General features: G+C 61.5%; 20 protein-coding genes. 10 read left to right on the top strand and 10 right to left on the bottom strand.

The window, feature by feature from the left end:
- Positions 1–65: 65 nt before the first annotated feature.
- Together ESZ00_RS15605 and ESZ00_RS15600 are read right to left on the bottom strand one after the other, a co-directional pair.
- The gene (locus tag ESZ00_RS15605) at positions 66–1,085 is read right to left on the bottom strand and encodes a tetratricopeptide repeat protein (RefSeq protein WP_129209229.1); all 1,020 of its coding nucleotides are present in this window, start codon (positions 1,083–1,085) and stop codon (positions 66–68) included.
- Positions 1,086–1,250: 165 nt separating this feature from the next.
- Positions 1,251–2,240 (bottom strand): threonine ammonia-lyase, encoded by a 990-nt coding sequence (locus tag ESZ00_RS15600; RefSeq protein WP_129209228.1) that lies wholly within the window; start codon positions 2,238–2,240, stop codon positions 1,251–1,253.
- Here ESZ00_RS15600 and ESZ00_RS20505 point away from each other — a divergent pair.
- Both ESZ00_RS20505 and ESZ00_RS15590 read left to right on the top strand, forming a co-directional pair.
- Positions 2,154–2,636 (top strand): BrnT family toxin, encoded by a 483-nt coding sequence (locus ESZ00_RS20505; protein WP_420852856.1) that lies wholly within the window; start codon positions 2,154–2,156, stop codon positions 2,634–2,636. The two genes, ESZ00_RS15600 and ESZ00_RS20505, sit on opposite strands and share 87 nt — an antisense overlap.
- Positions 2,596–2,904: a BrnA antitoxin family protein gene (locus ESZ00_RS15590; protein WP_204520222.1), complete on the top strand. Its 309-nt coding sequence runs from the start codon at positions 2,596–2,598 to the stop codon at positions 2,902–2,904. Before ESZ00_RS20505 ends, ESZ00_RS15590 begins: the two co-directional genes overlap by 41 nt.
- A gap of 4 nt (positions 2,905–2,908) precedes the next feature.
- Here the strand turns inward: ESZ00_RS15590 and ESZ00_RS15585 are convergent, their stop codons facing one another.
- The 6 genes from ESZ00_RS15585 to ESZ00_RS15560 all read right to left on the bottom strand — a co-directional run bounded on the left by ESZ00_RS15585 (position 2,909) and on the right by ESZ00_RS15560 (position 10,010).
- Positions 2,909–3,463 (bottom strand): hypothetical protein, encoded by a 555-nt coding sequence (locus ESZ00_RS15585; RefSeq protein WP_129209226.1) that lies wholly within the window; start codon positions 3,461–3,463, stop codon positions 2,909–2,911.
- Positions 3,464–3,488: 25 nt separating this feature from the next.
- Entirely contained in the window at positions 3,489–5,150 is a 1,662-nt protein-coding gene (locus ESZ00_RS15580; RefSeq protein WP_129209225.1) for a ribonuclease J, read from the bottom strand.
- A 104-nt stretch (positions 5,151–5,254) separates the two neighbouring features.
- Positions 5,255–5,590, bottom strand: coding sequence for a hypothetical protein (locus ESZ00_RS15575; RefSeq protein ID WP_129209224.1), 336 nt, complete (start codon positions 5,588–5,590; stop codon positions 5,255–5,257).
- 380 nt (positions 5,591–5,970) lie between these two features.
- Complete coding sequence (locus ESZ00_RS15570) at positions 5,971–7,515, bottom strand: GGDEF domain-containing protein (RefSeq protein WP_129209223.1); 1,545 nt, start codon at positions 7,513–7,515, stop codon at positions 5,971–5,973.
- 167 nt (positions 7,516–7,682) lie between these two features.
- A complete protein-coding gene (locus ESZ00_RS15565; RefSeq protein ID WP_129209222.1) occupies positions 7,683–8,750 on the bottom strand; it encodes an LLM class flavin-dependent oxidoreductase in 1,068 nt (355 codons plus the stop codon).
- Between the two features lie 378 nt (positions 8,751–9,128).
- Positions 9,129–10,010 (bottom strand): MBL fold metallo-hydrolase, encoded by an 882-nt coding sequence (locus ESZ00_RS15560; RefSeq protein ID WP_204520221.1) that lies wholly within the window; start codon positions 10,008–10,010, stop codon positions 9,129–9,131.
- 172 nt (positions 10,011–10,182) lie between these two features.
- On the opposite strand from ESZ00_RS15560, the gene ESZ00_RS15555 reads away from it, so the two are divergent.
- From ESZ00_RS15555 to folD, 3 genes are all read left to right on the top strand, one after another.
- The gene (locus ESZ00_RS15555; RefSeq protein ID WP_129209389.1) at positions 10,183–10,953 is read left to right on the top strand and encodes a phenylalanine 4-monooxygenase; all 771 of its coding nucleotides are present in this window, start codon (positions 10,183–10,185) and stop codon (positions 10,951–10,953) included.
- Positions 10,954–11,073: 120 nt separating this feature from the next.
- Positions 11,074–11,745, top strand: a complete 672-nt coding sequence (phoU, locus tag ESZ00_RS15550; RefSeq protein ID WP_129209221.1) for a phosphate signaling complex protein PhoU — start codon at positions 11,074–11,076, stop codon at positions 11,743–11,745.
- A 35-nt stretch (positions 11,746–11,780) separates the two neighbouring features.
- Positions 11,781–12,629: a bifunctional methylenetetrahydrofolate dehydrogenase/methenyltetrahydrofolate cyclohydrolase FolD gene (folD, locus tag ESZ00_RS15545; protein WP_129209220.1), complete on the top strand. Its 849-nt coding sequence runs from the start codon at positions 11,781–11,783 to the stop codon at positions 12,627–12,629.
- 131 nt (positions 12,630–12,760) lie between these two features.
- On the opposite strand, the gene crcB is transcribed toward folD, so the two are convergent.
- Positions 12,761–13,135 carry a fluoride efflux transporter CrcB gene (crcB, locus tag ESZ00_RS15540; protein WP_129209219.1) on the bottom strand — a complete coding sequence of 125 codons (375 nt, stop codon included), beginning with the start codon at positions 13,133–13,135 and terminating at the stop codon, positions 12,761–12,763.
- A gap of 583 nt (positions 13,136–13,718) precedes the next feature.
- On the opposite strand from crcB, the gene ESZ00_RS15535 reads away from it, so the two are divergent.
- From ESZ00_RS15535 to ESZ00_RS15525, 3 genes are read left to right on the top strand one after another with little or no spacing between them, the layout of a single operon-like run.
- Positions 13,719–14,393, top strand: a complete 675-nt coding sequence (locus ESZ00_RS15535) for a winged helix-turn-helix domain-containing protein (protein WP_129209218.1) — start codon at positions 13,719–13,721, stop codon at positions 14,391–14,393.
- Complete coding sequence (locus ESZ00_RS15530) at positions 14,377–15,882, top strand: ATP-binding protein (protein ID WP_129209217.1); 1,506 nt, start codon at positions 14,377–14,379, stop codon at positions 15,880–15,882. The genes ESZ00_RS15535 and ESZ00_RS15530 overlap by 17 nt, the downstream gene beginning before the upstream one ends.
- 29 nt (positions 15,883–15,911) lie before the next feature.
- Positions 15,912–16,505 (top strand): YceI family protein, encoded by a 594-nt coding sequence (locus ESZ00_RS15525; RefSeq protein ID WP_129209216.1) that lies wholly within the window; start codon positions 15,912–15,914, stop codon positions 16,503–16,505.
- Between the two features lie 367 nt (positions 16,506–16,872).
- Here ESZ00_RS15525 and ESZ00_RS15520 read toward each other — a convergent pair whose 3' ends face one another.
- Entirely contained in the window at positions 16,873–17,145 is a 273-nt protein-coding gene (locus tag ESZ00_RS15520) for a hypothetical protein (protein ID WP_129209215.1), read from the bottom strand.
- A gap of 244 nt (positions 17,146–17,389) precedes the next feature.
- Here ESZ00_RS15520 and ESZ00_RS15515 point away from each other — a divergent pair, with 244 nt between their 5' ends.
- Positions 17,390–17,878 (top strand): ComEA family DNA-binding protein, encoded by a 489-nt coding sequence (locus ESZ00_RS15515; RefSeq protein ID WP_129209214.1) that lies wholly within the window; start codon positions 17,390–17,392, stop codon positions 17,876–17,878.
- Between the two features lie 187 nt (positions 17,879–18,065).
- On the top strand, positions 18,066–18,434 hold the full coding sequence (locus ESZ00_RS15510; RefSeq protein ID WP_129209213.1) for a HesB/IscA family protein: 369 nt from the start codon (positions 18,066–18,068) through the stop codon (positions 18,432–18,434).
- Positions 18,435–18,452: the final 18 nt, after the last annotated feature.

The following is an 18,452-nucleotide window of genomic DNA, read 5'->3' as shown; positions in this document are numbered from 1 at the left end:
TCCGGTTACTGGTCTTCCAGTGACCGGGCCTTTTCCTTGGCACTGCGTCTTGCCGGAGACGCGCTCTACTCCCGGTCGCTCCCATACACCGGAATACCCTGCTGGATCTTGTAGGCGAGGTCCGCGGCGCGTGCCGAGTATTCCGACTGCGGATATTTCTGCTGCAGGTGGTCGGTGATGCCCATGGTGCGGCCGCGGTCTTCCTTTGCGCGATCGTCGTTGCCGTCGGCGGCCCACATATCTCCGGCCGAGGCCATGCGCCAAGCCGCCAGATAAAGCGCCTGCGGAGCTCGCGGCGAGTCCGGATGCTCGTCGGCGTATTTCATGTAGAGATTCGCTTCCTTCTCCGGACACTTCTCCGATCCCTGCCAGTCGCCGCAGAGCTGGTTTTCGATCAGATCCCACGCCGCGAAGTCCGCCCATTTCGTATGCGGGAAGTACTTCTCGATCTTCTTCATCTCGTCTTCGTCCATCTGTTCTCGCAGATAGGATTCCTTCTCGTGCGCCGAGGGCAGCGTGGCCGCATCGGCCTTCTCCAGCTGCCAGCGGATGTCGGCCGCACGCCACATGGCTTCCGGCGTGATGGGGGATTCAGGGAACATTTCGACCACGCGGCGATAGAGCAGGCGTGCATCCTGCGCGGCGCGTGGCGGCGGATGCGGTTCGGCGGCGGCGTTTTCCGCCGAGACACCTTCGCCGAAGAGGATCTGATCGCCGTGCGGGGTGTGAATATCGATGACGCCCTTGTCGAGCATCCAGCCGGAGATCGGCTGCACCTCTTCAGGATTCTCCAGGGTAGGCTGATCGGCGGCGCGTGATTCAGGCGCGTCGACGTTGGCAAAGACGCGCAGCCACTTGCCGCTGCGCTCGACGATCACCAGCTCGCGGCCGGGAGTGACCTCGCCGGTGCGGTCCGAGGACTCATCGGCCTGCGCATAAAGATTGCCGACACGGATGATCGTGGCCATCGTGCCGTTCTTCGGCATCTCGATGCGTGGCGGCCGCTTTTGCGCCAGTACCGGGACACTGGCAAGCAGAAGTAGAGCAAGCGGAAGAGGAGCGAGGACAGTTCGCAGCGAGCGCATCTCGGCAACAGTGTATGCCACAAGGGAAGGAGCAAGTCAGCGCATATTTTTAGGGATAAAGCAGTGAGCAGCCAGCCATAAAAGCGGCCGGCAGGGATAGGTTCCCCACTGGTCGTTTTTATGACTGGCTGCTGGACGCGCAAAGCGCGTCCCACTCGCTCGCCCTCAGCTTTCCATCACCTGCTTCAAAATCTCAGGCTCCACATTCCCACCGCTCATCACAGCTACGGCTTTTACTGCCGGTAGCAGCTTGTCCTGGTGGAAGAGCAGCGCCGCCGCGGTCACCGCGCCGCTGGGCTCGGGGACAATCGGCGTCGAGCGCACGATCGTGCGCATGGCCTCGCGAATCTCATCTTCGGTGACAGTGACAATGTCATCCACGAAGGCGCGGACGTGGAGAAAGTTCAGGTCGCCGAGGCTCTGCGTGCGCAGTCCGTCGGCAATGGTGCGCGTCGTCATCTCCGCAGGCCAGCTCACCAGCGAGCCCCCGCGGAAGCTCTCCTCGGCATCGGCAGCCAGCGCAGGCTCGATGCCCAGCACGCGCACCTCAGGCCGCAGATGCTTGATGGCCGCCGCTGTGCCGCTCAAGAGGCCGCCGCCGCTGACCGGCGCAAGCACGAGATCGACGTCGGGAATATCCGCGAGAATCTCCAGCCCGACTGTGCCCTGCCCGGCAATGATCGCCGGATGGTCGTAAGGCGGAATCATGACATAGCCGTGCTCGCGTTCCAGCTCTTCGGCCTTGATCTTGCGATCGGAGCTCGATGGGCCAACAGTCACAATTTCTGCGCCCAGCGCCAGCGTGGCCTGTTTCTTGATTTCGGGAGCATTCGAGGGCATCACGATCACCGCTTTCGCCCCCACCGCGCGCGCAGCATAGGCCACGCCCTGCGCATGGTTGCCGCTCGAGTAGGTGATGACGCCGCGCCGCCGCTCCTCGTCGCTGAGCTGCGCAATTTTGTTATAGGCTCCACGCAGTTTAAAGCTCTTGATCGGCTGCTTCGATTCGTCTTTCAGCCACGCCGAGATGCTGCTCCCGCCGGGCAAGGAGAAGGGAATGAGCGGCGTATGTACAGCCACGCCGCGGATGCGTTCCTGTGCTGCGCGAAACGTGTCGAGGGTGACGAGCGAGGTGGTGGAAGTAGCGCTGGCCATATGTTCCATCATAGGCCGGCGGAAAGTGACCGAAGTTTTGTGAGGCTAGCGGGTTATGACATTTGTAGCTACAATTGTGGTGAGGCTGTGTCACCATGCGATGTGGATTACGTTCGGGAATATGAATGGGATACGGAAAAGGCCCTGCGAAACCTGCATAAGCACGGAGTACCTTTTCCCGTAGCTGTGGAGGTTTTCGCCGATCCGGCCCGGATCGAAATGATTGATGACAGCGATGCTTACGGCGAGACCCGATGGCTTGTGATTGGATGGGCCGATCAAACCGTTCTGGTAGTGGTTTATACGCTTCGCGGAGACAGATGGCGCATCATCTCAGCGCGAAAGGCAAATGCTCATGAAAGAGAATCCTACTGGCTACACCGTCTATCGTCCTGATCCGAAGAACCCTGCGCGGTTTACCCCCGAGGAACGCTCCCGTCTCGAAGCCATGACCGACGATGACATCGACTATAGCGACATTCCCTCGCAGGCAGGGAAGTTATGGACGCGTCCAGGCGCGCTGATCCCGGCCGAGAACAAGCAGCAGATCACCTTGCGCCTCGATGCGGACATTGTCACCTTCTTCAAGGAGACCGGCAGCCGCTACCAGAGCCGCATCAATGCGGTGCTGCGCGAATACATGAAGGCGCACCAGCAGGGTTGAGTGCCTACTTCCCAGCCGGCATCGCATCCGCCGGAATCGGGTCTCCCGCCGACTCGGCTTTCCAGTCGATATGCGAAAGCTTCCAGCCGTCCGCGGTCCGGATGGCCTGAATGGCATTGATGCCGCGGAGGGTTGCCTTGCCCGTCGGCGTCTCGCGAATCTCGTACAGGCTCCAGATCTGTGCGATCTGCCCGTATTCCTTCACCGAGTAGCGCACCTGTACCTCGTAGAAAGGTGCAGGGCCGCGTTGTGCCACACGCGTAATCCAGTCCTCGACAGTCAGCGGGTGCGGCTGCCAGTTGTCGGAGGCATCCTTGGCCAGCGGAATCAGCTGGGCGCCGGGCAGAGCGAGAGCACGCAGGCAGCTGCGGTCGCCATTCGCGGGCCCGCTGACGGCCGCATCCAGCGCGTCTACAAATTGAGTGAGAGTGCCGGTCGGCGCACAGACCGGCGCCGTGCTCTGCGGCGCTGTAACCGCGGTTTGGGCCAAAGCAAAACCGGCAGCACAAAGGCTGCCGGCAAAGGTAAGAGCGAGAGACCGCAGGATTGCTTTCATCACGTGCCCTCAAAGATATGTTCGAACTTTAGATCTCCAGAATCACCGGCATGATCAGCGGCCGGCGACTGGTGTTCTTCTGGATATACCGCTTCAGGTCGATCCGGATCTTTTCCTTGATCACGCCGTAGTCGGCTTTCTCCTCGGCAGTCGAATTCTCGAGCGTCTTGATCACCACTTCCCGTGCTGCTTCCATCAGGCCGGTTTCGCCGCTCACAAAGCCGCGAGTCACCAGCTCCGGCTGACGTTCGACCAGGCCGGTGAGCTTGTTGATGGTGAGAATCGGCAGCACGAAGCCGTCTTCGGAAAGATGACGGCGGTCGCGAATCACAATGTCCTGCACCACGTCGGCCGTCGAGCCCGAGTCGATGCAGATGCGGCCGGCGGTCACCTTGCCGCTGCGTACCGCGCTTTCGCCGTCCAGCTCCAGTACGTCGCCGTCCTCGATGACGATCGCTTCCTTCACCACGCCGGTGTTCTTCGCCAGTTCGGCGTGCTTCTTCAGGTTGCGGTAATCGCCGTGCACCGGGATAAAGAACTTGGGACGCAACAGGTTGATCATCAACCGCTGTTCTTCCTGGCTGGCGTGGCCGCTCACGTGGATCAGCCCGTGCGAGCCGTCGTCGTAGATCACCTGCGCGTCGCGGCGGCAGAGATGATCGATCACGCGGCCAATGCTCTTCTCGTTGCCCGGAATCACGCGCGAGCTGAGCAGCACCGTGTCGCCCGGCTGGATGCGCGCATGCTTGTGGTTATCGACTGAGGCGCGGCTCAGCGCGCTCATCGGTTCGCCCTGCGTACCGCTGATGAGCACCATCACGTTTTCCGGCGCGTGGTCGTTGATCTGCCCCGGGTGGATGATCAGCCCCTGCGGGACATCGATGTAGCCGAGGTCCTGCGCAATCTCCGACGATTCGACCATGGAGCGTCCCAGGATCGCGACCTTACGGCCATGCTGCTGCGCCAGTTCGAGCGCGATGCGGATGCGATAGATCGAAGATGAGAAGCAGCTGAAGAAGAGCTTGCGCTTGGTGCGCGAGAAGATCTCGTCCAGGCGCGGACGCACGCTCCACTCGCCCGGCGTATAGCCCGGACGGTCGACGTTGGTCGAGTCCTGCAGCAGGGCCAGGATGCCGCGCTTGCCGTACTCGGCGAACTTGTGCAGGTCGATGGCCTTGCCGTCCGGCGGCGAGAAGTCGATCTTGAAGTCACCGGTATGCACCACCACGCCGACAGGCGTGTCGATGGCCAGGGCCACGCAATCGACCAGGCTGTGGGTCACGCGGATCGGCTCGACCGTGAACGGCCCGAGGGTAAACTTCACCCCCGGCAGAATCTCGATCAGCTCCGTGTCGTCGAGCATCTTGTGCTCGTCGAGCTTGCCCTCGACATAGGCCAGGGTAAATTCGGTCGCGTAGACCGGGACGTTCAGCTCGGAGAGAATCCAGGGCAGGCCGCCAATATGGTCCTCGTGACCGTGGGTGAGCACGATGCCGCGGACAAGTTCGCGATTCTCAACAAGATAGGAGATGTCGGGGACGACAATATCCACGCCGAGAAGTTCCGTTTCCGGGAACATGAGGCCGGCGTCGATGACGAGAATGTCGTCTTTGTAGCGGAGGGCGAGGCAGTTCATGCCGAATTCGCCGAGTCCGCCCAGCGGTATGATTTGGAGCTTTGCGTCAGCCATGGGAAACATTGATCGTAGCAGGAGCGTTGCCATGATCAAAACATCTGTGGCCGAAGTGGGAGAAAGCCGGGGCGGCTGGTTCGCCGCCCGGTCCGCTCAGGCGATCAGCGCCCTTGCATAATGTGCTGCCAGCCTACGTGGTAACCGGCTCGGAAGGCATCGCGGTAGTCGTGGCGGAAGCGGCCCGGCACATCCGGATGCCGGTATTCATCGCGGTTTTCCGGGGTTGGCGGCCGATGGTTCTCGAAGTCGCGCCGAGCGCCCTCGATGCCGTCGCGGAAGCCCTTGCGCTGGAATTCGCTGTACGCCGACGGGGGCGCATCCCAGCCGCCCTGCGCGTATCCCGGCGGGGGCGGTGGTGGGGGACCCTGGGCAAACAGGACGCATGGGGCGGCCAGGGTCAGTGCCAGCGTGGGGATGGCAAATTTTTTGAGATTCATGATTCGTTCTTTCCTCCGAGAAACTACGATGACCGGCGGCGGGAAGCCGTTGTCTGGAAGCATACCGAGGATAGATGCGTTTCCTGTCAAAATGCGCGCCAGGCGGTGTCCGCCCATAGCTCAAGAGAGAACTGTCATTTCGACCGGAGCAGGGCCGATTTCTGGGCCTGCGGAGTGGAGAAAGCTGCGGTTCTGTTTAACCCCGCAATGCTCCAGCTCGCGACCAGCGGAAGCGGGGGCCGCAGGCAGATTCGCCCTGCGCGCAGCAGAAACCGCAGGTCTCTCCACGTCGCTTCGCTCCGGTCGGGATGACAAGGCAGTGCTAAGTGTTTATTTCCAATGCTTCTATCAGTGAATACACCCTAAAGCATGCAGAATCTTCATCCTTGCCCACGATTGGGTGATTCGGCCGTGCGGTGGATGACCACCCGGTTCCGGCCTTCCCGCTTGGCCTGGTAAAGCGCCGTGTCCGCGGCCAGGATCAGCTCCGAGTGGTGCATCGTACGGACAGGATGAAGCGTGGCGACCCCGATGCTGACCGTGATCACCGTCAAAGGGCTCTGCCCATGGGGGATGGCGGCGTTGCGGACCGCCTGGTGGAAGAGGCTGGCGATGATCGCCGTGCCTTCGCCGTGCGAGCCGGGGAGCAGGACGGCGAACTCCTCGCCGCCGTAGCGGGCGACGAAGTCGCTGCTGCGCATCATGGAGCGGGAAAGAAGCGCGGCAACGGCGGCCAGGCACTGGTCGCCGGCGATGTGGCCGTAGTAGTCGTTATAGGCCTTGAAGTGATCGATATCGATCATGAGCAGCGAAATGCTGCCCTGCTCGCGCACGGCGCGGTGCCACTCGCGTTGCAGTTCGAGGTCGAAGGCGCGGCGGTTGGGGATGCCGGTGGTGTGGTCATGAGCGGCAAGCTCGTTGGCCTGGCGGTAGGCCCGTGTAATCTCCTCCTGCAGGCGGTCGCGCTGGCTGAGCGCGGCGGAGACGGAGTAAACGATGAGCAGCAGGGCGCAGAGATAAACCTGCAGCACGGCAATGCTGTGGATGAGTGAGCCCTGGTGGAGAAGCGTGAAGGGGCCGCGGAGCTTCAGGGTGCCAATGGTGGCGACAATGGTGATAAGAAAAATGCCGATCGCGCCCCCTGCGATGCGAAGCCGGAAGGTGACCAGCAGCAACGGCGGCAGAAGAATAAATGCCATCGGATATCGCCATAGCCAGAAGACCGGAATGCTCAGCGCTAGAAGGGCAAAGAGCAGCAGGCAGCTCTCCATGCGACGCTCGGAGAGGAAGAGCGCGGCCAGATCGGAAGGTTGGAGTGCCATGACCAGAGGCGTCATGATGGCGATGCCCAGCGCATCTCCGGAATACCAGTTCCACAATCCGAGCAGGCTGAACGGATCGCCTCCCAGCGAACAGAAGAATTGGACAATAACGACCGAAGTGAGCGGCGCAAGCACGATGCCGTAAAGAAAGAAGCGGCGCAGTGTCTTCCACTGCGTGATATCCGGAACCGCATGGCCGTCTGGAGTGCCGTCCGCATGCCGGTAAAGGAGCAGGCCCGCGAAGAGTATCTCCGCAGTGTTGGCGACGGAGAAGAGCACGGCGAGCGCCCATGAGTAATGGAAAGCCCGATGGGAAAAGATGCTGGCGAAGAAGCCTGCGAGGAGGTAGCCAGGCCATATGGCCCGAGGAGAACTGAGCAGGATGGCAAGCAGGATGCCGTTCGCGGGCCACAGGATATCGGCCTCGGCGGGGGACTGGCCGAGCCACAGACCGTAGTATCCGGCGGTGAAGCAGAGTATCCCTGTGGCGCACCAGCGAAGCGCAAGAGGAGGAAACCGGCTCGCAGTGAAGAGCAGGCCAGCGCTGCGTGGCAGATCGGGCCGAAGAATCTCCATCAGTTTCGAGCCGTAGGACAGGAGCATCGGTGATCGAGCCTCCACGTCGAGACCACGTAGAGTAATCACCTTCGTCTGTTTCGGCAACGAAAGAATACCGCTGCGTCAGAGCGGTCTGGAAATGATTCTCCGGCAAACTTAGCCGCGGGCGTCCCATATGGGGACAGCTCCCCATATGGGAATAGCGCAGTGCGTCAGCGCGTGACGGCCTGTCTGGCTTCCAGCGGAATATCTGGCTGTATCTCATCCGCATGCTGCGCCAGTCCGGCTACCTCTGCCAGAATCTCGTAGGACCGCAGCCGCGCCTGGAAGTCATAAGGATTCGTTGCAACGATCAGCTCATCCACCTGCGTCCGGTCGAGGAACAGCTCCAGCTTGCGGCGGATTGTCTCCGGCGAGCCGACCACTGCGGCTCGGAACTTCGCCTCTACCGTCTGCTGCTCGATGGCGTTCCAGTCGAGGCTGCGCACCGGAGGCACCAGTGGCCCCGGATGGTTGCGGATCAGGTTGAGGAACATCTGCTGCGGCGTGGTTGCCAGGTATTCGGCCTCTTCATCCGTCTCCGCTGCAATTACCGGAATGCCAGCCATCGCGTACGGACGGTCGAGCATCGCCGAGGGCCGGAAGCTGCGCCGGTAGAGCTCAAGCGCCGGCAATAAATTGTCGGGCTGGAAGTGTGCGGCAAAGGCAAACGGCAGCCCCAGCTCGCCGGCCAGTGCCGCATTGAAGCCGCTGGAGCCGAGCAGCCAGATCGGCACATTTGTCCCCGCTCCGGGATAGGCCGTCACCGGCTGCCCTGGCTTGGCCGGCGCAAGATAGCCACGCAACTCTTCGAGCAGGGCGGGGAAGTCTTCGCCATTCGGGCGGAAGTCCTTGCGCATAGCCCGTGCCACGGCATAGTCGCCGCCCGGCGCGCGGCCCAGGCCCAGATCGATGCGTCCCGAGAACAGTGTCTCCAGGGTGCCAAACTGCTCGGCAATGATGTACGGCGAGTGGTTGGGCAGCATGATCCCGCCCGATCCCACCCGGATCGCGCTGGTCGCCGTTGCCACCTGTCCAATCAGCAGCGCCGTCGCCGCCGAGGCCACGCCGGAGATGTTGTGGTGCTCGGCCAGCCAGAAGCGCTTGTACCCCAGCTTCTCTGCATGGCGGGCAAGGGTCACCGAGTTCGCATAAGCTTCGGCAGCCGTGCTGCCCTGGCGCACATGGGCAAGATCGAGAATCGAAAGAGGAGTGCCGGCGAGCCGGGAGGTCTGGGTCATAAGTTTCTCAGGCGGGCAGAGGCCCGTAGTCCTTAATAAAGATGTTCGGACACGGCGCGAGGACTCACCCCGCTCCTGGGGTGTATTCACAGATAGCTCATGCAAAGCACTGTCATTTCGACCGGAGCGCTCTTCTGACTTTGTTATTTCAACCGAAGCACTCTTCTTACCTTGTCATTCCGACCGGAGCGTACCGGGCTCCCGGCGCGCCTGCGTCTGGCGTGCTGGGGTGGGGGAGCGTAGTGGAGGAACCTGCGGTTTTCACTGGCGCAGACTGGACAGCAGGCCCCTCCACTACGTGAGACAAGAGCGTCTCGCTTCGGTTGGGATGACAGGTCAGTGGTAAACCTTCATCTTCCGTGCACTTCTATGCCAGGGTCAGTCGAGCGCCGGCGACCAGCGTTCAGGACGGAGCGCAAAGCTACTGTCGTCCCGGACAATGCGGAGGAATCCGGGAAATTGCAGGTGCATGCCGGCGATGAGCAGGTTCTCCGATGCGGCTCGCTCCAGAACTCGTCTGCGAGTTGCCTCAGCCAGCGGCGCATCCACATCGAAGACCAGCGTTGCCTCCGGTCTGGGAATCTGGATATCCGCCAGGTGCACGATATCGCCCCAGATCAGCACGCTCTCGCCCTTGGATGTGACCCTATATCCGCTGTGTCCGGGAGTATGTCCGGGCAACGGCTCGAGGACGATGCCGGGCAGCACTTCGCCTCCTGTGACGGTTCGCAGGGAAGAGCGATAGATCTCGAAGACGCGGAGCGCAAGCGCGCGGACCGGAAGCATACGCTGCCGCTCCGGTCCGAAGTTCGCATCGTCGCTCCAGAACCGGAACTCCTCCTCATGCAGAACGACCTCGGCTCGCGGAAAGACCCGGGCGCCATCCGGCGCAAGGAGGCCGCCGATGTGATCGGTGTGGGCATGGGTGACCAGCACCGTGTCAATCTCCGCGGGGGCGACTCCGGCTACGCGCAGCGCGGACAAAAGATAGCCGCCGGTGCCCATGCAGTTCGCATCGCCGGAGTCGACCAGCGTCGTATGCCGGCCATCCTGGATAAGGAAAGCGTGTACCGGCATGCGGGCAATTGGTGGCAGTCCTGCTGCGCGCAGCAGGTGTTCGGCTTCAGGGCGGGTGATGTGGTGAACGATGTCGAAGGAGTAATCCTCAAAGCCATCGTTGAGCAGCGTAATGACAGTATCTCCAAGCTTTCGCCGGTAGACGGTAGGGGCCTGTTGCATGGGAATTCCGGTGATCTTCAAATCTGCTCCTTGAAGGAGTTCGTTGCGGGAATCGGGGCCGGTCTGGCCGATGAAACCGATGGATTGGATCGGGTTTGGCGGCACAAAGATTCGGCGTTACCGCAATTTCATCGCCGCATTGACAGGGCATAGGCCCCGGTGCAAGCCTTATGAGTTTTGCCGGAGTCCAATGATGATGAATCCTCAAGCCGATACCCATTTTTCCGCCGCCGAGTCCTACCTGATCGAACAGGATTGGGCCGCCTATACGGCAGAGCAGCATGCGGTATGGGCCGAGCTGGTCCGTCGCCGGATGCCGCAGCTGCGTGAGCATGCCTGCGCCGAGTACCTTGCCGGCTTTGAGCAGATCGGCCTCCGCGAGGACACGATCCCCGACCTCAAGGCCGTGAATACCCGGCTCAGGCCGCGTACGGGCTGGCAGGCCACGCCGGTCAGCGGCTTTCTGCCGCCCGACGCCTTCTTCGAGATGCTGGCCGCGCGCCAGTTCCCGACAACCACCTGGCTGCGTGCGCGCGATGCCATGGAATACACTCCCGAGCCGGACATCTTCCACGATGTCTTCGGTCATGTGCCCATGCACGCGCATCCGGTCTTCGCCGATTTCCTCCAGCAATACGGCAAGGTCTGCGCGGCGCTCACGGATAAGGAAAAACTGGAGCGGATGGGCCGGCTCTTCTGGTTCACCGTGGAGTTCGGCGTCATCCGCCAGCAGGGCGAGATCCGGCTCTATGGCAGCGGGCTTATCTCGTCGCACGGCGAATCTGAATATGTGATCGAGGGGTCGAAGACAGGCCATGGGCCGCAGATCCGCGACTTCAACCTCGAGCAAGTACTCGGCCAGCAGTTCCTGGTCTCGGAAATGCAGAAGGTGCTCTATGCGGTTGAGAGCTTTGACCAGATCTATGAAGCTGCTCATCAGGCTGAGGAGTTGCTTTGCGGGTGAGCTCCAGATTGGATTGCAGGCGCTTCCTTTCGCCTTCAGCTCCGTTTCCGGAACCGCAAGTGGAATATTTTGCAAATCTTTTACATCGCATCAGGCACAATGCAAGTTGGAGAGATCGATTTGCCACGGATTCATTTTCATCAGCAGCTTGCAGAGCTGAAAGATAAGCTTCTCGCCATGGCTGCGCTGGCGCAGCAGGCCGTGGAGTCGGCGGTAGACGCCTATGTGCAGCGCGATGAGGGCATCTGCCAGTACGTGCGCGAGAACGAGACGGCAATCAATGCGGCGCAGCGCGAGGTCGATGAGATGGCCTACGAGCTTCTGGCCAAGGAGCAGCCGATGGCGATCGATCTGCGCTTCATCCTCGCCGTCATCAAGATCAATGGCGATCTGGAACGGATTGGCGATCAGGCCATGAGCATCGCGATCCGGACGAAGGAGATGCTCGACATCCCCGCGGTCGTGCTGCCGGTGGATATCGAGAACATGGGGGACTACGCCGGGCGCATGATCCGTGCCTCGATCCAGTCGCTGCTCGAAGGCGATTGCCAGGTAGCCGAGTCGGTGCGCGACATGGACGACGAGATCGACCAGATGAACCGCGTGGCGCGCGCCGGGCTCACGCAGATGATCCAGAAGCAGCCCGAGGTAGCCGAGCAGGCGCTGCAGACCATCATGATGTCGCGCAGCCTCGAGCGCATCGCCGACCACGCCACCAACATCGCCACCGACGTGATCTTCTGGATTCGCGGCGCCGACGTGCGCCACCAGCTGAACGCCGCGATCGATTAAAGCCCATAGCGGTGCCGGGCCGTTACACTAGAGACATGGCTGGACTGGTGTTAGATGGCAAGGCGTACGCCAAGGAGCTCGAAGGCGAGCTGCTGGCGCGGGTGGAGCGTTGGAAAGAGCAGACGGGGAGCGAGCCGCCGATCCTGGCGACCATTCTCGTGGGTGCCGATCCCGCTTCGGCAACGTACGTAAAGATGAAGGGCAATGCCTGCCGCCGCGTGGGCATGGAGTCGCTCTCGATTGCGCTTCTGGAAGAGACGACGACCGAGCAGCTGCTGGCAACCATTGACGATCTCAATGCGAATCCTCGCGTGCGCGGCATCCTGCTGCAGCACCCGGTACCGCACCAGATCGACGAGCGTGCCTGCTTCGATCGCATCGCGATCGACAAGGATGTGGACGGTGTCACCAGCCAGGGCTTCGGCCGCATGGCTATGGATGAGCCCGCTTATGGCTCGGCTACACCCGCCGGCATCATGCGCCTGCTCAAGCGCTACAACATCGCTATCGAAGGCAAGGAAGCCGTTGTTGTTGGCCGCAGCCCGATCCTTGGCAAGCCCATGGCCATGATGCTCCTCGGCGCGAACGCGACCGTGACCATCTGCCACTCGCGGACGAAGAACCTGCCCGAAATCATCAAGCGCGCGGAGATCGTCGTCGGCGCGGTCGGCAAGCCGGAATTCATCAAAGCTGACTGGATACGCGACGGTGCGGTGGTGGTCGATGCCGGCTACCATCCCGGCGGCGTCGGTGACATCGAGCTGGGCCCGGTGATCGAGCGTTGCGCGGCGTATACGCCGGTACCCGGCGGCGTCGGTCCCATGACCATCGCCACGCTCATCGCGCAGACCGTCGAGTCGGCAGAGAAAGAACTGAAGAAGTAGAGGGCGGCTTCGCCGCCAGGGATAAAGCGGCTGGCAGTCAGGCGCAAAACAGTCAGCAAGGATATCTTCCGGGCTGGCCGCTCTTGTGACTGGCTGCTGGACGCGCAATGCGCGTCCGACTTCCTGACGCGCTATGCCATGCCTCTCGCCACAGCCTGCCCGAACCAGACCCCGGCATAGCCCAGAATGACGCTGCTCGCGATGTAGAGCAGGGCTGTCCCGGCCTGTCCGTGTTGCGCCAGGCGCAGGGTCTCGTATTCAAAGGTGGAGAAGGTGGTGTAGGCGCCGACAAAGCCCACGGGGATGATAAGCCTCCACGTCGGCGAGAGGCTCATGCGCGCGTCGAGGAAGGTGAGCACGAAGCCGATGATGAAGCAGCCGGTGATGTTGATGAGGAAAGTGCCGTAAGGGAAGCGCGTGCCCATGCGCTCGTAAATCCAGAGCCCGACCAGATAGCGTGCGATCGACCCGAGTGCGCCGCCAATGGCAATCCACAGAAATTTCAATGCCGCCTCCTGTCGCTGGCGCGTAAGACGCGCTGAGTGCAGGAGTCATTGGCGCGCTTCGGCTCGAAACAGGAAGCCCACGGTTGGGAATAGGCGAACTCCACCGCCCGGCTTTCAGCATCGCGGCTGAGGGTGGGCGGCGTCAAGACCGTGTCGGCGGAAAGCGCGTCTTCAGGCTCACGTTTTCGTGCCGTCTGAGCGCAGAAGAGACCTTGCGGTCGACGGTTCGTATGACGCGTTTGTCATTTCAGAGAGAAATTTGCGCAATGGAGGCAGAATAGGTTTATGGCAGCGGGAAGAGATGCCGAAGGAGGCAGCTCTGCAGCCTGCCGGGCATGGGAACTGATTCTCTCAAGGGGATTTATGCTGGAGCAGACCGCCCAGGGAATCAGTGAGGCGCGGTTCTCGAAGCTCCTGTGCATCACTCCTCATTCCATAGGCATGACCGAAAGATAACTCCTGTTTCATGCCGTCCGGAGTAGTCTTAAGCCTTCATGACGGTGAGGAAAGGCGTGCCCGGGCAATCTGCATCTGAGTCATGGGTGCGGGCCTCGTGGGCCGCAAGGAGCAAAAAGGAGACAGCATGCGGTTGCTGGTAGTAGAAGATGACAGCACGATTCGTGAATTTCTGGTGCGGGCGCTCGCCGAGGGAGGCTTTCGGGTGGATGCCTGTTCAGAAGGCCGCGATGCGGAGCGGCTGGCTCTGGAAGGCGTGCACGATGCCATGGTCGTGGACCTGACTCTTCCCGATATGGATGGTCTGGACCTGATCGGGCGGCTGCGTTCGCAGGGGGTCTCGGCCCCGGTGCTGATTCTTTCTGCACGCCGTTCGGTGGACGAGCGCATTCTCGGTCTCGAGCGCGGCGGCGACGATTACCTGACCAAGCCCTTTGCCGTGGCCGAAGTGCTGGCCCGCCTGCGGGCCCTGCTGCGCCGCAGCACGCCAGGCCAGCAGGAGGCGACGCGTCTGCGCGTGGCCGATCTTGAACTGGACCTGATCCGGCGCGAGGCACGGCGAGATGGTCTCGAATTACAGCTCACGCAGCAGGAGTTCGCGCTGCTTGAATACCTGTGCCGCAATGCCGGCCGGGTCGTGACGCGGGCCATGGTGCTCGATCACGTGTGGAAGATGCGCATCGATACGTCGACAAATATTGTGGACGTCCATATTCACCGGCTGAGGAACAAGGTGGACCGGGAGTCCGCGCGCCCGCTTATCCGTACGATGCGCGGAGTGGGCTATGTTCTCAAGGATTAGAGCCTTCTTTTCAGGAACGGCGGCGTGGCGGCTGGCCATGCGCAGCACGGTGGTGTTTGCAGTCGGCTCTGCCGTGCTCTTTGGAGCGATGTATGCGCTGGTGGCCCAGGCGGTGCATGAGCGCGGCGATTCGTGGTTGATTGGCGAGAGCGAAACGCTGCGCCAGGTGGCACTGACCACCCCCCGCGATTCTCTCTACGACCGGATTCTCGAAGAAGTGGCGGAGATCGCGACCCAGGAGCTGGCCTTCGATGGCCGGGGGCATCGCACCGCCAATGTGGTCTTCATCCTGCTCAAGGATGAATCGGGCAAGGCTCCGCTGTGGGTGGGCCCGAAGGACGCCTCGGACTTCGAGCCGGAGATTGCCACGCTGCACCTGCAGCATCACCAGGCGGCCTTTCTCCATGTGCCCGGATGGAAGCTGCCCTTCCGTGTCGTGGCCGCGGATATCGATCCGCCGGGGACGAGTCCGGCCGCGGATGGGCGCATCTACATTGGATTGCTGGATACGGCCGCGCACCGGCTGCTGCTGAACCTGCGGCTCTGGTTTGTCTTTGCCTGGTGCCTGATGGTGGGCTTCGGCTTTCTGATCGCGCTTTTGAGCTTACAGAGAATGTTGAACCGCGTGGACGCAATCACCCGGGCTGCGGCCGGGATTGACACGGCCGACCTGAGCACGCGCGTGCCGCCATATGAGCAGCCGAATGATGAGGTGGCGCGCCTGACGCGAACCTTCAACACCATGCTCGACCGCATCTCGGCTTCGGTAAACCAGCTGCGCACGGTAACGGACTCCGTGGCGCACGACATGAAGAGCCCCATCACCTCGATTCGCGGAGGGCTGGAGTCGGCGCTTTCGACCGAAGATCAGGAGCTCTCGCGGGAGTACGTGGCGCATTCGCTCGAGCATCTGGACCGGCTGACGGAGATCGTGACCACCACGCTCGATGTGGCCGAGGCAGAGGCCGGCGCGCTGCGTCTGCACCGCACGCCGGTGGTACTGGGTGACCTGTTGCGGCGCCTGGGTGAGCTTTACTTGCCGGCTTTTGCCGATCGGGAGCAGACGCTGACCCTTGCTTTGGACGATGGTCTGGTGGCGCAGGCAGACGTGCGCTTCCTCAACCGCGTCTTTTCCAACCTGATGGAAAACGAATTGCGTTACGCAGGCGAAGGCGCGCAGATATGGCTCTCCCTGCAGGTGGCCAGTGGGATGGCGGTCATCGTGATGGAGGACAACGGGCCGGGTTTTCCGCCGGAGATGACAGAACGGGTCTTCGAGCGTTTTGCCAAGGGCATGGACTCCGAAGGGCATGGGCTGGGGTTGGCGTTCGTAAAGGCGGTGATGGTCGCGCACGGCGGCATGGCGCGCGCAGAGCATGCCGATGCAGGGGTACGGATTGTGCTTGAGATTCCGGTACTTCCGCCGGGAGAAGCGGCATCTTTACTGGCGCAGCAGAAGGACGGCAAGCTGCAGACGCTCTTGTCCTGACGGCGCAGGGCTGCATCTCACCGGAAATCATGAAAGCTTTCCGGATATTCTTCCTGTTTCTGACATTTGCGGGCGCCGGTCTTTCGATGGCATCCGCGCAGGCTGCGCCGCAGAAGATCACGGTGCATCTCGATCCGGCGAAGACGAACATTCGCTGGACCCTGAAAAGCACATTTCATAACGTGCACGGAACCTTCGCATTGAAGGGCGGCCTGATCACCATCGACCCGGCGACCGGTGAGGCGCAGGGGGAGGTGATTGTCGAGACCGAAACCGGTCAGAGCGGCAACAAGGGCCGCGACGCAAAGATGCAGAAGGAAGTCCTCGAGTCAGTGAAGTACCCCGAGGCCATCTTCCATCCCGAGAAGGTGACCGGGGAGCTGAAGTCAGGATCGCTCCAGAAAGTGACCATCAGCGGCCTCTTCACCATGCACGGCAGCGATCATCCGCTGACGCTGGAGATGAATGTCGATCTCAGGGACAACGACGCGAGGGCAACGACACACTTCGTGATTCCCTATGTGCAGTGGGGAATGACCTATCCGGGAAGCGTGCTGATGCATGTCAGCAGGCAGGTGGATGTGGATATCGCGGCGCAGGGTAGCGTCGACGGGCTGCGATGAGCGCAGGTATAGGAGACCGCCGGGGCGTCCTTCTCTGCCGGAAAGAACGCCCCGTTGCTTATCGGCCTGTAGCCGATGGAATGGGTGAAAGAAGCCTGAGAGCCTGTTATGAACTTTCGCGCGAGCGGCGTTGCTGGGGAAAATCGGCCCAGGCGAGGCGGAGGACGAAGACATTGGCGATTCCAAGGCGAGGACGACAACGAAGTATGGGCCGATTTGCCCCGCAACCCTTCAGGGCTGGGGTCAATTTTCCCGATCTCTTCGTCGCTCGCTGCTCGGAGATAACCCGATATCCGTCGCAACTCGCTCCTCGACCTCGAAAAAATTGGCTCCCAGCGTCCGCCGCGGGAAAGTTCATAACAGGCTCTTACATCAGGTGTCTTACCGCGTCCCATACGTAAATGCCGAGAATACAGGCCGAGAGTAAACAGGTTGCGCCGGTGGCCATGCGGACATAAGGGGTGACCTTCGTGACCTTGGCGAGAATTTCCGTCTGTTCCTTTTCCTGATGGTTGGCTGCCGAGTCGAGGAAGATCTGATCCTCCTCGTAGCGGGTGATGGTGCCTCTGTAGGCGAGGAGGATGAGCAGGACAGCGGTGACTCCGGCCCATACGATCCATAGAGCTGGCATGATGCTCATAGAGCACCTCAAGGATTCGAATTTGAGCCGGCTCCAGATACCGAGCGGGTCCGGTTTCCCGGGCTCGGGGGGTAGGAGGGGCCGTTCGCGAAGCATATTAATCCTGTTGCGCGCTTCTGAACAGAGGCAACCCCGCAATCCTTTTCGAAAGCATGAACCATGCTGGCAACCCCCGGGGAATGAATGGATTCCATAGGTGTGTGAAGTAGGTGTGTGAAGCGCCGGCAGCGCACAGGAGGGTTCGATGAGAGCGCGAAACACGATGCAGGGTCGGCTCTGGAAGGAATTTCTGCTCCTGGCTTCAGCGGTAACGATAGCGGCGATCACCGTGGTATGGATAACCGGCTGCGATACCGCGCCGAAGAGCGATCAGCAGCTCCGCCAGCAGGCGGCTCAGACCACAGCCGAGGCGAAACGGGATGCGCAGCAGGCCGCGGCGAACGCACGCGTGGCAGCAGCCGAGGCGGAACAGAAAGTGAATGACATTGCTGCCGGCGTGAAAGAGGGTCTCCATAACGGAAGCGCCGGCCCGGGCGGTAAGTCCGCAGCGGGCGTCATGAACCTCAATACGGCGAGCGCAGACGACCTTTCAACATTGCCGGGAATTTCTCCGGCACGGGCGCGCCGGATCGTGGCCAACCGGCCTTATGAAACTCCCCATGAGCTGGTGAGGAGGGGGTTGGTTTCTGAGGCCGAGTACCAGCAGATTCAGGGCCAAATAGTAGCTCACTAAGAAGTTAACCCGTGAGGAGTGGATCTTGAAAAACCTCGCGGGAAAATGCGCCTCGCTGAGTCGTTCTGATTCGATCCACATCTAAATGAGAAAGTGCGCCTGCTCCGGATGAATGCGCCTTGTGCTGCATTCCGGACGGGAGCTACACTGAACAGACCAGCTTTTGGATTTACCAGGAGATTTGCCCATGGCCACCGCTACCGCCGTTCCCGAATCGACGCAGACCAAGACCCCGTTGTCGCTGACGCCCAACGCCGTGGTGAAGGTCCGCGAGATCATGGCCTCCCAGGACCCGCTTCCTGCCGGTCTTCGCATCGGTGTGGTTGGCGGCGGGTGTTCCGGCTTCCAGTACTCGATGTCCTTCGAGAACCAGGCCGGCATGATGGATAAGGTCCTCACTTTCGACGGCCTGAAGGTCTTCGTCGACGCCACCTCCGCCATGTACCTGAACGGCTGCGTGGTCGATTATGTCGAGACGCTCGAGGCAGCCGGCTTCAAGTTCGAGAACCCCAGCGTGAAGAGCACCTGCGGCTGCGGTTCGTCCTTCAGCGTGTAATATCCACGTTCCGTGCTC

Source organism: Silvibacterium dinghuense (assembly GCF_004123295.1).
Classification (GTDB): Bacteria; Acidobacteriota; Terriglobia; order Terriglobales; family Acidobacteriaceae; genus Silvibacterium; species Silvibacterium dinghuense.
Note: the sequence above shows the minus strand (reverse complement) of the source record. Positions and strands in the feature narration are given on the sequence as shown.

What these genes read in the sequence shown, in the direction of transcription:
- ESZ00_RS15605 (WP_129209229.1), bottom strand. Translation starts at nt 1,085, where the DNA reads ATGCGCTCGCTGCGAACTGTCCTCGCTCCTCTTCCGCTTGCTCTACTT.
- ESZ00_RS20505 (WP_420852856.1), top strand. Translation starts at nt 2,154, where the DNA reads ATGTACAGCCACGCCGCGGATGCGTTCCTGTGCTGCGCGAAACGTGTC.
- ESZ00_RS15600 (WP_129209228.1), bottom strand. Translation starts at nt 2,240, where the DNA reads ATGGCCAGCGCTACTTCCACCACCTCGCTCGTCACCCTCGACACGTTT.
- ESZ00_RS15590 (WP_204520222.1), top strand. Translation starts at nt 2,596, where the DNA reads ATGAAAGAGAATCCTACTGGCTACACCGTCTATCGTCCTGATCCGAAG.
- ESZ00_RS15580 (WP_129209225.1), bottom strand. Translation starts at nt 5,150, where the DNA reads ATGGCTGACGCAAAGCTCCAAATCATACCGCTGGGCGGACTCGGCGAA.
- ESZ00_RS15575 (WP_129209224.1), bottom strand. Translation starts at nt 5,590, where the DNA reads ATGAATCTCAAAAAATTTGCCATCCCCACGCTGGCACTGACCCTGGCC.
- ESZ00_RS15570 (WP_129209223.1), bottom strand. Translation starts at nt 7,515, where the DNA reads ATGCTCCTGTCCTACGGCTCGAAACTGATGGAGATTCTTCGGCCCGAT.
- ESZ00_RS15565 (WP_129209222.1), bottom strand. Translation starts at nt 8,750, where the DNA reads ATGACCCAGACCTCCCGGCTCGCCGGCACTCCTCTTTCGATTCTCGAT.
- ESZ00_RS15555 (WP_129209389.1), top strand. Translation starts at nt 10,183, where the DNA reads ATGATGAATCCTCAAGCCGATACCCATTTTTCCGCCGCCGAGTCCTAC.
- folD (WP_129209220.1), top strand. Translation starts at nt 11,781, where the DNA reads ATGGCTGGACTGGTGTTAGATGGCAAGGCGTACGCCAAGGAGCTCGAA.
- ESZ00_RS15535 (WP_129209218.1), top strand. Translation starts at nt 13,719, where the DNA reads ATGCGGTTGCTGGTAGTAGAAGATGACAGCACGATTCGTGAATTTCTG.
- ESZ00_RS15530 (WP_129209217.1), top strand. Translation starts at nt 14,377, where the DNA reads ATGTTCTCAAGGATTAGAGCCTTCTTTTCAGGAACGGCGGCGTGGCGG.
- ESZ00_RS15525 (WP_129209216.1), top strand. Translation starts at nt 15,912, where the DNA reads ATGAAAGCTTTCCGGATATTCTTCCTGTTTCTGACATTTGCGGGCGCC.
- ESZ00_RS15520 (WP_129209215.1), bottom strand. Translation starts at nt 17,145, where the DNA reads ATGAGCATCATGCCAGCTCTATGGATCGTATGGGCCGGAGTCACCGCT.
- ESZ00_RS15515 (WP_129209214.1), top strand. Translation starts at nt 17,390, where the DNA reads ATGAGAGCGCGAAACACGATGCAGGGTCGGCTCTGGAAGGAATTTCTG.
- ESZ00_RS15510 (WP_129209213.1), top strand. Translation starts at nt 18,066, where the DNA reads ATGGCCACCGCTACCGCCGTTCCCGAATCGACGCAGACCAAGACCCCG.